Source organism: Domibacillus sp. PGB-M46 (assembly GCF_022668875.1).
GTDB lineage: Bacteria > Bacillota > Bacilli > Bacillales > Domibacillaceae > Domibacillus.
The window spans coordinates 1-13,373 of sequence record NZ_JAKGCR010000012.1; the positions used below are offsets into that span (position 1 = coordinate 1).

Annotated in this window: 11 protein-coding genes; 8 read left to right on the top strand and 3 right to left on the bottom strand. The window is 39.7% G+C overall.

The window, feature by feature from the left end:
• Positions 1-155 precede the first annotated feature (155 nt).
• The 4 genes from L2D08_RS14310 to L2D08_RS14325 all read left to right on the top strand — a co-directional run bounded on the left by L2D08_RS14310 (position 156) and on the right by L2D08_RS14325 (position 5,907).
• Positions 156-1,283 (top strand): tyrosine-type recombinase/integrase, encoded by a 1,128-nt coding sequence (locus tag L2D08_RS14310; protein WP_242234536.1) that lies wholly within the window; start codon positions 156-158, stop codon positions 1,281-1,283.
• A gap of 57 nt (positions 1,284-1,340) precedes the next feature.
• Positions 1,341-1,685, top strand: coding sequence for a hypothetical protein (locus L2D08_RS14315; protein ID WP_242234696.1), 345 nt, complete (start codon positions 1,341-1,343; stop codon positions 1,683-1,685).
• Between the two features lie 1,182 nt (positions 1,686-2,867).
• Positions 2,868-4,577: a methyl-accepting chemotaxis protein gene (locus tag L2D08_RS14320; RefSeq protein ID WP_242234537.1), complete on the top strand. Its 1,710-nt coding sequence runs from the start codon at positions 2,868-2,870 to the stop codon at positions 4,575-4,577.
• A 250-nt stretch (positions 4,578-4,827) separates the two neighbouring features.
• Entirely contained in the window at positions 4,828-5,907 is a 1,080-nt protein-coding gene (locus L2D08_RS14325) for an RNA-guided endonuclease InsQ/TnpB family protein (protein WP_242234538.1), read from the top strand.
• A 306-nt stretch (positions 5,908-6,213) separates the two neighbouring features.
• On the opposite strand, the gene L2D08_RS14330 is transcribed toward L2D08_RS14325, so the two are convergent.
• The 3 genes from L2D08_RS14330 to L2D08_RS14340 all read right to left on the bottom strand — a co-directional run bounded on the left by L2D08_RS14330 (position 6,214) and on the right by L2D08_RS14340 (position 7,647).
• Positions 6,214-6,852, bottom strand: a complete 639-nt coding sequence (locus L2D08_RS14330) for a hypothetical protein (RefSeq protein ID WP_242234539.1) — start codon at positions 6,850-6,852, stop codon at positions 6,214-6,216.
• A 187-nt stretch (positions 6,853-7,039) separates the two neighbouring features.
• On the bottom strand, positions 7,040-7,270 hold the full coding sequence (locus L2D08_RS14335; RefSeq protein ID WP_242234540.1) for a hypothetical protein: 231 nt from the start codon (positions 7,268-7,270) through the stop codon (positions 7,040-7,042).
• 35 nt (positions 7,271-7,305) lie between these two features.
• Positions 7,306-7,647, bottom strand: coding sequence for a hypothetical protein (locus L2D08_RS14340; protein ID WP_242234541.1), 342 nt, complete (start codon positions 7,645-7,647; stop codon positions 7,306-7,308).
• Between the two features lie 776 nt (positions 7,648-8,423).
• On the opposite strand from L2D08_RS14340, the gene L2D08_RS14350 reads away from it, so the two are divergent.
• The 4 genes from L2D08_RS14350 to L2D08_RS14365 all read left to right on the top strand — a co-directional run bounded on the left by L2D08_RS14350 (position 8,424) and on the right by L2D08_RS14365 (position 13,175).
• Complete coding sequence (locus L2D08_RS14350) at positions 8,424-10,115, top strand: methyl-accepting chemotaxis protein (RefSeq protein WP_242234542.1); 1,692 nt, start codon at positions 8,424-8,426, stop codon at positions 10,113-10,115.
• 362 nt (positions 10,116-10,477) lie between these two features.
• Positions 10,478-10,699 carry a hypothetical protein gene (locus tag L2D08_RS14355; RefSeq protein ID WP_242234545.1) on the top strand — a complete coding sequence of 74 codons (222 nt, stop codon included), beginning with the start codon at positions 10,478-10,480 and terminating at the stop codon, positions 10,697-10,699.
• Positions 10,700-10,787: 88 nt separating this feature from the next.
• Complete coding sequence (locus L2D08_RS14360) at positions 10,788-10,985, top strand: hypothetical protein (protein WP_242234547.1); 198 nt, start codon at positions 10,788-10,790, stop codon at positions 10,983-10,985.
• A 141-nt stretch (positions 10,986-11,126) separates the two neighbouring features.
• Positions 11,127-13,175 (top strand): PAS domain S-box protein, encoded by a 2,049-nt coding sequence (locus L2D08_RS14365; protein WP_242234549.1) that lies wholly within the window; start codon positions 11,127-11,129, stop codon positions 13,173-13,175.
• Positions 13,176-13,373 lie beyond the last annotated feature (198 nt).

Consider the following 13,373-nt stretch of genomic DNA (forward strand, 5'->3'; position numbering starts at 1 on the left):
GAATTTAAGTTTTTAAAATAAAGTTTGTATATACATATTATTGAATAATATTGATTTAAATAAAAATGCAAATAAGTGCGGTAAAAGACGCTGTAGAGTTTAAAAAAGAGTAAAAAGAAGAAATACATAAAATGAGGGCAGGGAGGAGAAGCAGTATGTTTGAGCTGACGAAAAACAACCAGCCGCTTTTTCCAGCAAATAAGATGGAGACAGCCGGCCAGCTGCTAGAACGAATCGAACAGGCAGAAAAAGAAAAGGAAGATCCGTTTTTTTATTTTGATGATAGGGATGTGCTTCATTATTACTTATATCGCAGTATCAATTTGAATAAGGAAGCGGAGCGTTCAGACCGGACCATTAAAGAGTATGAAAGGGAGCTGTCCCAGCTGATTGAGAACATGTTGCAGTTTCCAGAGGAAATCGGGCTCGATATAGAGCAGATTGAAGAAGGTTCGTTATTTAAAAGCCTGTCACCAAGGCATTTGCGGCGTTATCAGACCTGGCTTGCCGAAGAGAGCCCGCGGGTGCAAACAAAAGGCCCTTATTCAGCAGCGACTCTTGCGCGTAAAACGACCATCCTTAAGAGTTTCTTTCGTTTTTTGCACGAGAATCGCTATCTCAATCAGCCGATTCACCAAGGACTGCGTCCGGCAACTGTCCGTAAAGATGACCGGCCTAATCGAGACTTAGGCCCAAAGGAAGTCATTCAGCTCCTCGACTACTATAGGGACCGTAATAGGATTATGTTTACTTTGATTCATGTTCTGGTAGGAACCGGTATGCGGAATGATGAATTATGCCAATTGAAGGTATCGGACGTCCGTTTTGATCCAATCCTCGGAGGCTTTTATCTGCATGTAATTGGAAAGGGAAATAAACAGCGGGATATTCCGCTTCGGGAAAAAGTGATGGACAGTATTGTGCTGTACCGGAAAACACGGCTTCTGCCGGCAGACTTCCCAAGCGACAGCGATGAGCCGCTATTCCCGAACAGCCGGTGGAAAGCATTCCGCCCGTCTTACTTTGCGACCATGTTAGGAGACGAAATTGAGAAGGTGCCGATCCTATCCATTCAGGCACGAAAAAAGAGAATTACGCCACACGAATTCAGACATAGCTTTGCGATTATCAGCTATATGAATAACAGCGATGTGTATGCCATTATGCGCGCACTTGGCCACGAGAAAATCGAAACCACGATGATCTATCTTCAAAAGATTATGGAGCGGGAACAGCACGTGGTTCACCAATGGAAAGATGACGCGCTAGGAAAGTATATATAATAGAAGAAACTCGGTAAAAACAGCAAGTATTTTTAATTAAAAGGACGGTAAAAGGTGATGGAATGTTGCTGTGAACAAAATAATACCGACGAGTTGAAAATTGAAGGTGATATGAGTAGCGATCCTTTCTGGTGCAGCCGTTGTGGCTGTAATCTGGATTTAGATGAAATATCTCTTTCAGCTGAGTTAAAAGAAGAACTGTCTGAATGGATGGCTAACTACGGCAGCTGGATTAATTGGAACACTGATAAATTAGTTCCAAATGGAATTGCGCTTGAGGATAAACATAATAAGCAGGGGATGAAGTTGGCTGAGAAAGCAAAGAAAGAGCTTGCAGGAAAATACAAAATCAGGTTCATACCTTCAACATCAGCAAGAATGTATGCTAGATTCGATCGCTAATGGGCTTCAACTTAATTCAGACAATGTGATCTGTTTATAGAAGATTATGGAGCGGGAAAAGCATGTCGTTCACTAATGGAAAGATATGCTTTGGGACGGTATATATAATAGAAGAAACTCGGTAAAAGAGACAGTAGTTTTGTATTTATCCACAGAACGGATCCTCTTTTGTGCGGTATTTTTTCAACCCGGGAAACTATCTCGCTTGGCATAAAATTAGGCATAAAAGCTATAAGTAATCAGCTTGACTACCGTTTTTACAATTATGTCGTATGCCAATACTATTTATACAAAAAGACAATGCTTTAGAATAGTATATATAATAGAAGAAACTCGGCAAATTTGATGCTGATTATAGATTGAAATAGACGATAATTTTGCGGAAATGAATATGCATTACCCCTCTGGTTAAATGGATTATATATTCGTTTTTTTGAGTGCTATAGAAAAAAGCACTAATTTATTACAATTTCTTTGGCTAGTAATAGCATGAAGAAACAGCGTTGTAACTTCATCTGGTCGAACAAGCTGCCAAGTCTCATGCGATGATCGTTGTCATTAGCCATTTATTTAAAGAAATGGCTGTAAACTAAGGCTGCTGTTAAAGTGCGATTCAGTTGAGTTATCTTTTCCCCAATTGTTATTAAAGTAGAATACCTCCTGATCCTATACATTGCATTAAATAAGACTTCTACTTATAAGCAATTTCTACGATTTATTCTGCCAGTGGGCTTAAGAAGCAAAAATTGTATTGATTTACAGCAAACATGGCTTGAATGGTGTCCTGGTTTTTTTACTTTATTGATTTTTTACTTCATTTTATAACATTAAGCAGAACTAAAGTCAGAGAGTACAAATATTCATTTGCAAATGGAAAAGGAAAAACATCGACTGAATTTTCGAGTCGGTGTTTTTCCTTTGTATACAGATATGTATAGTCAAATTGAAAATCCGTCTTCTTGCATGTTAAAAAAATAGAAATGCACAAATTCTAAAAGAGGGAACTAGAAACTATAGGTAAAAACACCTGCTTTTTTTAATAAAAATAGTAGATTTCCTTTTTGAAAATAAGTAAAATGTATATATGTTATAGGTAAATAAGTCCTGGTTAACTTGTTTTTACACGGATTTATTTGTGACAAAAGATATAAGTTAAATTTTTTATAGGGTAAGGAGAAAATAATGTTTAGTAGTCTAAAATGGGAAAACATTAGGATTGGTTGGAAATACGGGATTGCTTTTGGTATAACTCTTCTTTTATTTGTGATATCCGTTTTGATTGTATTCTTTCAACTAGAGGATGTAAGCCACTCTATTGATGATGTGGACAAAGAGGCAACACGTTCAGTTGACTTTACTTTAATGGCGTCTACCATTCGGGGGAAAGATATCCGAATTGCTGATTATATTTATCTGCAAGACGAAAACTCCATCAATGAATTTAAAGATCGAATGGAGCAAGTCACAGAACTGGAGACTAAGTTAGAGCCGCAGCTGTCTACCGATAAACAAAAGGAATTATTTGAAACGGTGAAAGCCAATAACCAGGAAATTAATCAGTTGTTTTTAGAACAAATTGTGCCGGCCATTGAAAAAAAAGAACATCAAAAAGTTAGGGAACTTAGGATTCAAACACAAGGCCTGCTTGATAGCACTGTTGAAGATTTAACAGAAGTCCGGACAGCTTCTTATGAAGAGAGAGTACGTGCAATTAAAAGTGCCAATAATGCTCTCCACAATTCAGTAATAATTTTAATCGTCTCAATTATTGCATCTATCCTTCTAGGCAGTTTTCTGATCATTATAGTGAGCAGAATGATCATTAAGAATCTGAAAAAAGTTGTAAGCCTGGCAACACAAGTCTCTGAAGGAAACTTGAGCGCAGACAATCTGGACTATAAGGGAAATGATGAAATCGGACAACTCAGCACAGCTGTTAATAAAATGAGCAGTAACTTAAGAAACATGGTTAACGAAATGGTACGGGTTTCAGACAGCGTAAGCAGTCAAAGTGAGGAATTATCCCAATCTTCCAAAGAAGTACAGCAGGGCAGCGAGCAGATCGCTTCCACTGTTCAAGAGCTCGCAGCTGGAGCGGAGCAGCAGGCTTCCTCAGTAGGCAGTATTTCTGAAGTGGTAACCAGTCAAAATGAGGATATAAAAAGTGCCAGAACAAGTGGGGAGCAGATAGAACAAAAGTCTTCTGGGGTTTTACGCTTAACCGAAGACGGGGTTGCATTGATGAAAAACTCAATGAACCAAATGAATATGATTGACGGTATTGTAAAAGAGTCCGTAGAAAAGGTAAATGGTCTTGCCAAACGATCACTCGATATATCTAAGCTAGTAGATGTTATTCAGAATGTTGCTAACCAAACGAATTTGCTGGCATTAAATGCGGCTATAGAAGCAGCGAGAGCTGGAGAGCACGGAAAAGGTTTTGCGGTTGTGGCAGATGAAGTTCGTAATCTAGCGGAACAAGTATCGGCTTCCGTAGGAGAAATTACTCAAATTGTAGGGAACATCCAATTAGAATCAAGAACAGTAACCGGTATACTGGAAGAAGGATATGATCAGGTTAGAAACGGAATAGAACAGGTAAATCTTTCAGGTGCAAAATTTAATGAAATTAATGAAGCAGTTCAAATCATGGGCAATGAGATCAGCGCAATTTCTACAGTCTTACAGAGAGTTTCAAATAACAGCATAACTGTCAGCCAGTCAGTAGAAAACATTGCTTCAATTTCCGAGGAAGCAGCGGCAGGACTTGAGCAAACATCCGCTTCCGTACAGCAAAGCAACAGCTCGATGGAGGAGGTTTCAGCAAGTGCAGACCTGCTTGCTCAACATGCTGAAACATTGAATGACTTGGTACGGAAGTTTAAATTATAATCGAACACATATAAGAAAAGGAAGAAGGCATAGTCTTTTTCCTTTTTTATTTTTTGGAATGCCATTTACAGACTTTCCAAGCGGGAAAGCCCACTTCTTCAGAGGTGGGATGAGAGCGGGGTCGAACCAGGCATGTCTTCAGACATGTCAAAGGTTCGATTTTTTATTTTTTCCAATTTTAGCATTTGCATATGGAACATACATTTGGTATGCTTGTTCCATGGAAGGAAATTGGAAAGGAGGCTTAAAAGTGGGAACTATTTCATTAAGATTGGAGCTAATGAAACCAACGGAAACAAAGAAACAGATGTATAAAAAAATGGCCGAATTAAATACTTCTTTTTCAAACTGGCTGCTAAGTTATGAAGAACTGTCTAAAGCAACGTCCAAGGTCTACAAGCTTTTTTCGCAAGAAAAACTGCCTTCGGCAGTAGTGAATCAAACCATCCGTGAAGTGAAATCCAAGAAAAAGAATCAAAAAGCAAAAACGTTTCGCCGTTTCTGGTGCGGTTTTAACAATCAAAACCTCGCTATCGAAAAGGAAAATGGTTTATATAAGCTGTCTTTCCCTACATTAGAAAAGAGAATTGGTGTGCCGGTTATCGCAGAAGTATATCAGCAGCACTGGCTGGATAAAATTCTTTCCGGGCAGGCAAAACAAGGAGCCGCTGAGCTGTATGAGAAAAAAGGCAAATGGTATATCTCGCTTTCTATTTCGTTTGAGCCAAAACGAGCTGCTTCTTCATCAAAAGTGATGGGCATCGATGTAGGGCTGAACTATTTAGCTGCTGCCTCGGTTGGTACGAAAACACTCTTCTTTCGCGGAAACAAGGCTGCTTTCATTCGAAGAACATTTTCTTCAAGAAGAAAAAAGTTAGGAAAGCGAAAGCTTCTCTCCGTTATTAAAAAATCGAAAAACAAAGAATCTCAGTGGATGAAAAATCTAAATCATAAAATGAGCCGGCAAATCGTGAATTTTGCTGCAGAGAACGGTGTTCGCTGCATTCGAATGGAAGATTTGACGGGTATTCGCCGTAAAGCAAAATCAAAAAAAGACGCAGGCAGGAATCTGCATTCCTGGGCACATTATCAGCTTCAGCAGTTTATTGAATACAAAGCCAAAATGGCTGGTATTCAAATTGAATATGTGAATCCACATCATACCTCTCAAACATGTAAATGTGGCCATGTAGACAAAAAGAATCGAAAAAGACACACGTTTGCGTGTGCCAAATGTCAGTATACACTTCAAGCCGATGTGAATGCGGCCATTAATATTTCGAAAGCCATCAGCGGCCTTTCAAAAAAGAAAAACAAGCAAGCAGCTTAACCTATTCCTGTGGTAACAGCAGGACCGCCTGTAAGGTACATGTATGCCGAAGGCATATAAAACGAAGCAGGACGGGCTGATGACACCGCCCTTAACTGAAGGCGAGTTCTAAACAGAAATGGACTGGGAACGCGTTCGCACTTCAGAATCCCACCCGTTTCACCGCAAGGTGAAGGGCTTGCGGCTTCAGCCGTAGGAGTGTCAAATAGTTGATAAACAGTTCGTCTCTACTGTAAATTAAATGCCCCGGCCGTCAAAGGCAACCGGAGCATTTTCAACGAATATACCCATTAGTATAACAATTTTTTATTCAACGAGCATATAGCCAATTACTTTATTGGTATTGGGATCAATTAGTATTGGAGGTGTACCAATTACAAGATTCTCCTTATCTTCAAAAGAAACTAATAGTACCTTTGTTCCTTCATAAGTGCTATCAAGCAATTCATAGTTATTGTCAGCAATGGTTTTCGTAACGTTTGCACTTTGCCAGTTCTCTTCAGCCCAATCATCCCAACTTTTTTCTTTTACGAAATCCCAAGCAGATTTCCTTGCATCGTCATAACCATCTTTGTTTATAGTACTCGTATCATCTTGATTATTCGATAACTGTTTATCTTTAGCTTCCTCTGCAAGAATTTGATATTTGTTATCATGTTCTTCAATCAAAAAGATATTGTCTTTTTCATTGACAGAATAAACATCGCTGCCTTCTTCATAAGCATTAGAGCTCCAATTTTCTTTCGGCATAGTGTCTATGTCTAATTGCTTTTTAACTTCACCTACTTTTTCTTTCACAGTGAATGTGTTATCTGTCAAAAGCTCTTGTCCAACATATTCTTTCCCATCGATAATGATGATAGATGCGTAGGCTTCCTCACTACTGTTAGAACAGCCAGAAATGAAAAAAAAGGTACAGAAAATGCTTAAAATCATTCTATTCAATGCGATTCTCCTTCCTGGAAAAGGAACTTTACAATATTTTACCATGAAAAAGCAGCCAGAGTTATTTATGGCTGCTTTTTATTGATGAAACATAATAACATTATGTTGTATTCTATTTTGCTGGCCAATAGCAGACCGAAACTGCTGCTTAAATCAAAAAAGCACACAAAAGTGTGCAAAAGAACTCTTATTCATCTTCTGGCATATCAGGAAACACAATTATTTTCTCACTAAAAAGTAGCTTAGGTCTCAAATTGTAATTTGTATGAAGAAAATCAATCTTATCGTCTTCAAATTGAACAATAGCGATTAGGTCATTGTCATAATCAACAACGGCAACTTTGTCTTCATTGAAATAGACATCATTTTTTTTATACATTTCTATATGCCAACCGTTATTTAAATCAAATTTTTTCACGTTTACTCATCCTTTTATTGTTTGGTCTTTTTTGTTTACCACTCTCTCCATTCTTCAGTAATATCTTCTTCAGATTTTAATCCAGCTATTTTCGCACCTTCCTCGATAAACTCAGCTAATTCCTCTCTTTCCATTGTTTCAATAAAGTAATCATATTTGTCGTTTAATTCATTTAGTCTAATAACAACTTCTTTGACACATTCTAGTATAGCTTCCTCTGTTGGAGTATCTCCAAGTTCTTTTAAACTGCTGATGTAAGAATCCAGAACCTCATTAGTTACATTGATATTTTCATCGGTGAAAATATCATCTTCTTCATCCATTCTTTGTTTCCATTCTAACGTTGGCTTGTTTTGTGTAAGTTCTTCAAAAGTCATAATTTCATCCTCCAAGGATAATTAAATATCTTATTAGTTAGTTTACCGCATTTCTCGTTAAAGTAATCTACCTGATTAGTCAACAGTTCGTCCATACTTTACATTAAACGCCCCGGCTGTCAAAGGAAGCCGGGTCGTTTTCAAAGCTCGTCGTTCAGACTTTAGCAAGGCGTGAAACGATTCGATGGAGGCATTGTCGTTGGGTTGTCCCTTTCCGGGGCATGCCCATGATAATGCCTTTTTCTTTTACTGCCTGCTGATACGTATAGGATGTGTAAACAGAGCTCTTGTCGCTGTACAGGATGCAGCCTTCCGACAAGGAGGGGCAGTTGAACAGTGTATGCATACAGTACAAAGTCTGTATTTTGGCGAATAGGCAACAATGGGGCCACATTAAACAGAGTCCGAATACTTGAGAAATATACAAGAGAGAAGTGCCATTATCTAGATTTTGAATTAAAGAAGTAGCAGGGCATCAACAGTTGCAAATATACACAACCCAGAACATATTTAATGATTTGATTAGATGAATTTAACAAAATGTTCTGTAGAATGGTCACATATTCGGCGTATATCGTTAGTGACTTTTTAACTAGTTATGTTACTATATAATCAGTGTTTTCTGGTTTGTCAAACAAGTCTTTGGTCTTAGTTAAGTTGATTGTAATGTTTGGTTAAACAAGGCTTTAAACTTGAAGACCCCGTGATTTCCAAAGATATTCATACACCGGGGGAGATTTACGAGTTGTTTTTAGAAAATAGAATAGGAGAAAAAAATGAATTTAACCATTAAGCAAAAATTAATTAGCAGTTTTGTAATTGTCTCTCTTGTTTTTAGTTTGGCGTCTTTTTTCTCATACAAAAACATGAAAGAAACGGACGAGGCATACAGCTATTTGATTGAGACAGTTACGGAGCTAGAATCTATTTCCCAGGAGATCGAAACAAATATAGCACTTCAGGTCGGTTATTACCGAGCGTTTATGCTATATGACGATCCGAAATACAAGGATCGGATGAATGAAACAAATGAAATCATTAATAGCTGGATTGAAAAAGGAAAAAATTTGGCCACACTGCAGGAAACAAAAGGCCGGCTTGAAGAAATTGAAGAGACTAACGCTCAATTCCACCAGACAGCCAACGATATTATCGAACGAGCTTCTGTAGATAAGAAAAAGGCATTAGCGGCAGGATTGACAGAGGTTGTTCCAATTAGCAACAAGCTGACGGAAGATACCGATTCTCTAAATGAGTGGCTAAGAGAAGATATCCTGTTACCAAAAACAAAAGAAACGCAGGAGGCTGCCCGTTCAGGTACTCTAGAGGTTTTAGTCATTAGTATGATCGCAACTCTTATCGCGGTATCGAGCGGTGTTGTCATTTCTATTTTACTTTCTCGGCCGATCAACCGTCTGGGTGAGAAAGCAAAACAAGTGGCTGCCGGAAACTTGAATGTTGAAAAATTAAGACTCAAAAGCAAAGATGAAATTTACCATTTAAATCAGTCATTTGAACAGATGACCTCGAGCTTGCGCACTATGATCAGCAGCATTGCCATTAATTCGGATCAGGTAGCAGCTTCTGCGGAACAGCTGCAAGCAAGTGCAGAGCAGTCAAACCAGGCAACAGAAACGGTTGCCTCTGCTATTCAGGAAATTGCGGGCGGTGCAAACATGACCAATCATAAACTTGATAGCAACTCCCAGGCTTTACAGAATGTACTGGAAGGGGCAGTTAAAATTTCAACTAGTTCCGCTGATGTACTTGCTTTATCGAGAAAAACAGCCGAAGAAGCAGAAGAAGGCGGCCAGTTTGTTAATGATAGCTTAAACCAGATGAACTTTATTCATGCGTCAGTCAGCCGGTCAAATGAAATGATTACTTCTCTTTTCGTGCGCTCACAGGAAATCGGCAAAATCCTGGATGTTATTAACGGTATTGCTGGCCAAACCAATCTCCTTGCCTTAAACGCCGCTATTGAGGCAGCCCGGGCTGGGGAGCATGGAAAAGGATTTGCTGTAGTGGCTGATGAAGTACGAAAACTAGCTGAACAGTCACAGCAGTCTACCAAAACCATTGCGGATTTAATCACTGTTATTCAAGCAGATACAAAAGATGCCGTTCAGTTAATGAGTGAGGTAATGACCAACGCAGAAAATGGCGTAAAAGTATCAGAGCGGACGTCCAATAAACTTGTTCAAATTTTGACCAGTACTAAAAATATCACTCCGCTGATTGAGGAAGTAAGCATAACTGTTCAGAAGATGACCGCTAATATTGAAGAAGTTTCAACTTCGGCTAATGAAATTGCAGGGCTGGCTCAGGAAAATGCGGCAAGTTCTCAAGAAGTCTCTGCTTCCACTGAAGAACAGCTTGCGTCTATGGAAGAAATCACTGCTTCTGCACAGATGCTCGCGTCTATGGCGGAAGAATTAAAAGAGACGGTTAACCGGTTTAACGTATAATAATAAGCAACTTCTAACGTATGTGTGCAAAAATTAGAAAATTATCCTGATTTATTCAGCCTGCAGACTTGTTTCTCCAAAGAGAGCGTCTGCAGGTTTTTTGTTCTCTCAAGACTTTGGGCGTGTGATGGGCACAGCCCGTCTCTATGAGCTCGATTATATCGTGAGAAGCAGAGATTGAGACAAAGGAAATTCACTACGTAGCAGAATTAGATTTTGCAGTGGGTGGTCTTTTGTCGATAACGAATTTATTAAGCATTTAATTTCATTGGAAGTATTGTGTCTCTTTTCCCTACATTCAACGTCTTTAGCTTTCCATGCTCCCAGGTTACGTATCTGGATGCCTTTAGAAGTTATCTTGGATGAAGAAATTGTATAATGACCGGGGAATGATGAATTGGCAGGGACTCATCCTAGCCGAGCATACTGAAGTGACGGAAAGAGAAAAAAGCAAACCAATGGAAGCGGACATTCTATTTGATGAACAGCGATTGGAGGAATCCGGCCGGATGATTCACTCACCCCACCTTGAAAGAGAAGTTGTACTTAAGATAAATACCTTTGGTGATCATGACCTGTTATAAGTGAACGGGATTGTCGCGGAATTTTACCGGCTGCCCGGCCAGTATCCATTTGTAAAGCTGAAAGGGTACAGTTCCAGGTTTCGATTAGATGAAATGGTGTCTATTTCATTGGCCGCAGGAAACGATGAAGATGGTGAGGCCTATTGATGATGAGCATCAGCCAAGCAGGGATGTATTTTGCATTGATGTGAAATCCTTCTTTGCCAATGTAGGAGCTGTACCCTGCAGGATTCATCCACTGCGTGCCTATATTATTGTAATCAGCGGCCTGGTTCTGGTGTATTAGATAAAACAGCAATTAGAAAACTCTAAAATGGGGTAAAAAATAAAACAGAACAGTACGATAATAAGCGTATTCGATGGTATATTTCAGATTAATATTTGTCGAAACAAGCATTCTATAACAGTCTGTGGCTAGAGGGGAGAAGTGATCCAATTGTTTTTTCAAGGGGTATTGAATCAGCTTTCTGATATGTTGTTTATTGTGGAGATAGAAGAAAGGACCGTTTTGCGCTATGTCTTTGCTAACCAAACGGGCTGTAACCAATTAGGATTATCACTTAAACAAATAGAAGGAAAAACGATAGGAGAAGTTTTTTACGATCAACCGGAAAGAGAAGCATTGATCTCAGAACAATATAAAAGAGTCATTGAAAAAAGGGAATCAGCAATATACAAGGATCAATTTCCTGGGACAGATGGCGAGACAGTTTATTCAGAAACCCGGCTGGATCCTTTGTTCAATGAAAAAGGAGAGCTTGCCCACATTGTCGCTGTTGTCCGGGATATTACAAAATCCGTTCATCAGCAGGAAGAGCTGTTAAAGAAAAATGACCGGCTGCAAGAAGCAGAGCTTCATTGGCAGTCATTAATCGAAAACAATACGGATGGCGTGTTATTTATAAATAAGGAGAGAGAATTAATTCGCGTTAACCAGGTGTTTCGAAACATGCTGGGCGTTTCAGCAGATATGGAAATGAGGGAACTAAAAGAAACGGCGATTCAGATGTTTGACCCGAAAGAACTGGAGAAAATCTATAGCCTGCGGCAGCTTGTTTTGCAAGGCCACCTACAAGAATATGAATCTTATTTTTTTCAACAAGATGGCCGCCGGGTCGATTTGCAGGTAAAAGAGGTGCCTGTGATCATTAAAGGTGAAATGCAGGGACTTTATACATTTGTAAAGGACATTTCAGAACAAAAACGTACGGAAAAAGAACTGCGTGAAAGTGAGGAGCGGTATCGATCGTTATTTGACTATAATCAAGATGCAGTCTGGTCACTGGACTTAGCAGGGAATTTTATCAGTGTAAATCCTGCTTTTGAAAAAATAATGGGGAGAAGCATAGACATTGCAGGAAAACCGAATTTAAGAGATTTTGAAAAAGAGTTTGTTACCCCTTTTGAAGATGTTCTTCAGCACTACGAAGAAGTCAAGCAGGGCAAAAGCGTAGAATATAATGTATCCTTGTACAGCTTGAATAAAGAAGTAATTCATTTGAGTTTCACAAACGTCCCGATTTATGTGGAAGGAAAGATCATAGGGATCTATGGAATAGGCAAAGACGTGACGGAGGAAGTAACCGCAAAAAAAGCGTTACGGGAAAGCGAAAAGAAGTATCGCTTAATTGCAGAAAATATGAATGACCTGATTGTCGTGTTTAATCTTGAAGGCATTGTTACGTACGCATCGCCTTCTTACCAGCCTGTTTTAGGCGTGAAGCCGGAAGAATATGTAGGGCAGCCCGCTGTTTCCCTTGTTCATGAAGAGGATAGGCTGGAAATTGTATCCCGGTTTGCAGAAGCCGTGGAGCATCAGCGCCCTTATACAGTCGAATTCAGGAAAAAAGGGCGCTCAGGAGAGTGGCTGTATTTTGAAACGGTCTGTATGCCGCTATGGAATGAACAAAGCGTGTTAGAAGGCTTTGTCGGCATTTCCCGTAATATTAATGAACGAAAGTATTACGAAGAAAAACTGGAGCACATGGCTTTTTATGACCCGCTGACAGACGTACCGAACCGCCGCTTATTCGAGAACTTAGCCAATCAAGCTATAAAGGAAGCTGCACGAAGCGGGCAGAGGGCCGGTATTATGTATTTAGACTTGGATAAATTTAAAACGATCAACGATACACTTGGCCACGATGTGGGTGATGAACTGCTCAGGCAATTTACAGACCGGCTGAAAGGCAGCCTGCGTAAAATGGATGTCCTGGCACGAATGGGAGGCGATGAGTTTACCATTCTTTTGCCTAACACGTCTGGAGCCGCTGCCGAAGAGGCTGCCGGCAGGATCCTCCAGACGATTGAGCAGCCTTATCAGGTTAAAGGCCATCTATTCACAACAACATCCAGCATCGGGATTGCCTTTTATCCGCAGCATGGTCAAACAGTGGAAGAGCTGATCCAGCAGGCGGATGAGGCGATGTACAGGGCTAAAAAGGGAGGAAGAAACAGCTTTGTATTAGCTGATTGACCCCAGGCTGGCTATGCTGCAGCTTACAGAAGGCTGGTCTGATATAACCGAAACAGAATTCATAGCAGCATCGGCTATCAGACAACTCAGGTTATCGAGGATCAAATTAGAAGACCAGCTTAAGACTTAATTTTTTGTATTACAGATTGCTGACCCAAACTCATGCTGAAAAGGGCCAAAGCGAATGGATAGAAGAGG